This is a genomic window from Nocardiopsis sp. CNR-923, assembly GCF_001942255.1.
Lineage (GTDB): Bacteria > Actinomycetota > Actinomycetes > Streptosporangiales > Streptosporangiaceae > Nocardiopsis.
This window is the reverse complement of the sequence record NZ_MKKC01000026.1, coordinates 1-2,608: the sequence shown is the minus strand read 5'-3', so window position 1 is coordinate 2,608 and position 2,608 is coordinate 1. Positions and strand designations below refer to the sequence as shown.

Sequence of the window (2,608 nt, the reverse complement as noted above, 5' to 3'; positions counted from 1 at the left end):
CGTGCGCTGGGAGCGCAAGGCCTCCAACTTCCTGGCCATGCTCGGCATCGCCTGCATCCTCATCTGCTACGAGCACCTGGCCAAGCACACCGATGCCTTGTGAGATGAGCTCTTAGTGGGTTGGTCTCTGCTGAAGCATCCGTTTTGTGGAGCGCGGTGAGGCCAGTGGAGACGGTGTGGAGATCACCCAGCCCCGTGTGGTGGACGGGTGCCAGTGTTGAGTGCTGCGAGTGGGCCCTGAACGACTGGCGGGGCACGCGAGGCGGAACGGGCGTGCTTCTCGTGGTGCGGCCCGGCGAGATCGGTAGCCGGGTGTCGCATGCGCCGCCGGGCGTCGTCAGGGGCGTGGAGGAGGGGACCGGGGGAAGGGTGTCCTGTTCGTGTCCGTTGCCGCGCCGTGGTGGTGGCTGGTGGGTGATCCCCGGGCCACGGTTGCCCCCGATGCCGGGGTTGTGTGGGCCCACGTCGGCCCCACGGCCCCTGGCGGGCCCGTGGTCCCCTGTCTGGGGTGTGCGGGGCGGACAGGGCCGTAAGCCGCTCCGGCCGGGAATGGTGTCATGTCGTCCGCATCGGACGGGTGGTGGTGGGGTGTGCCGGACCGGGGAGCACACCAGGAGCGAAACCTCGCCTCCAACCCCGGGCCACGTGGGAGGTTCACTCGTGCTGGCCTGGGGTTCCCTCGCGTTCGGGGGTCTCAGCCGATCGGATGGGAGGACCCCTGCGACAACATCGAGCAGGTCGGTGGTTCCGTGGATCTCAGGGAGTGCTCTGCGGACGCGGTCAACGGTCGTCTCTACGCTTTCGTCGCCGTTGTCGATACGCAGGTATGGGGGTTAATGCAGTTCCGCTACATTGAACCCTTTACCCTCTTCGTTCGGAGGGTAGTACTTGATCCCATATCGTTCAGGCTCTGCGTACAAGGTGGCTTCACCCGGCTCCGTTTCAACTCCGAGCGAATCTTCAACATCTCTTATGGCAGCGGCCAGTCGTGGCGCGTTATTCTGATATACCAATGGATGGGGATTCCCTGAAAAATCATACCAGGACCAAATATCGTGGATCACGCCGAGAACTCCAGCAACGCCGAATATCTGCACGTCCACCATGAAGTCAACAAGCCTGGGCTCCGACTTCTCATCTCCTTGCGCATCGATCCAGACCCCCGGGCCTGTCATATAAATCCGATACGCCCTAGAGTTCGGATAAGCTTTCGGCTGGCTGTCAGCTATCCGGGCAAGCATCGCATCCGCGTCAAGTTGCTCGCCTGGGGGAATTGAAATTACGGAGCCAACACCGATTGGCCCCATTCCTTTTTGATCCCAGGATATTTCTAGACGCTTGACTTCTAGTAATTTTCTTGCACCAAGGACCTGGGACACTCTAGATGCGATGGAGACACCGAGGAGTGGATCTCGCCCATCTGGAGTCTCCTGAAGCCACTCCCATGAAGCGACTACCCCACGGGCAGATGGAAGAAGGGTCACTATAATCACTCCGGGTAGATCTCGACGTCCGGTGGAATCGTTATTGTACCATCAGTAAAGTACAGTCTGAAGGACACGCCGGAGTCCACCGCGGCGGCGTACATCGCTCGACGGGTTCGCTCATTGAGGTTCGACATCTCTTGTTGAACCTCAAATATTCCTACCCTGTTAGTCGTGCCGGCGGTTTCCCCGCTTAGCTGCCGAATAACCTCACCCCATTTCTTTCGGACGCCATTCGCGGTTTCGACGCTTTTGATCTGATAGGAGTATTCAACCTCCCCGTCGATCCCCCTGATGGAAACATCGACATCGTCGCCGATGTCTGTGTTTTTCGAGGGAAACTCAATTCTACTCGAGGGGTAGCCTTGCTGCGTCAAGTCGTAGGAAAATCGAAGCTCTGCGGCATGCCCCCTGAAGGCATCTTGGCTGCGGGAAGTCATCTCGACAAGAAAATCACTAAATCCAGTGGACCCCTGGAGTGCGCCAGAGTGAATTATCTCTGCGACCTGGCGCCCCTCATTCGATTTATTATTTATCAGGTTTTCGATGAGTGCATCTTGCTGCTGTTGGTTCAATCCAGCCTGATCCAATCTGAGCGCGATCTCATCTCGCCGCAGAATCGGGTCATCCGGGTCTAGATTGGAGTTACTTTCTGACTGTGTCCAGAAACCTGATTCTCTGTCTCTCTCCATGGCAGAAAAAAACTTCTGCCACGTCGGGGCTAGAAGGAGTATCGCCACTATTTTCGATGCCCCCCGTGCCGGTGCGATCGAAAGGGTCACTACCGTTGTTGCCGCCGTTGGTTGGACGGGAGGCCTCCGCCCGCTGGTTGTCGTCGCGCTGGGGGCCTGGCTCGGGGTTGTCGCTGCTGTCGTCGCCTCCCGCACCAGTGCGGGAGGCGGGTCACCGCCGTCGTTGCCGCCCCTGCCACCGTCGCTGCCAGGGGTGGGAATTGGCTGGTCATGGTGGGGCTGGGAACTGTTGGTGATGGTGGTGTTGGGTGTGTCGGGGCCGCCACCGGGCACGGCCATCTCCGGTTGCCGGACCGCGCTGGCCTCCCAGGGCGAGTTCGGGTCCAGGGCACGGAACTCCTCGGCCAGCTCCGGGGACATGGCCTCGGCCAG

2 protein-coding genes are annotated in these 2,608 nt (G+C 60.0%); both read right to left on the bottom strand.

Translation table 11 applies throughout. From position 1 onward, the window contains the following. Positions 1-833: 833 nt before the first annotated feature. Complete coding sequence (locus tag BJF83_RS26450; RefSeq protein WP_143831757.1) at positions 834-1,493, bottom strand: hypothetical protein; 660 nt, start codon at positions 1,491-1,493, stop codon at positions 834-836. Then, a partial coding sequence (locus BJF83_RS26445) for a hypothetical protein (RefSeq protein ID WP_262391244.1) occupies positions 1,490-2,608 on the bottom strand: 1,119 nt, incomplete at its 5' end. The genes BJF83_RS26445 and BJF83_RS26450, both read right to left, overlap by 4 nt.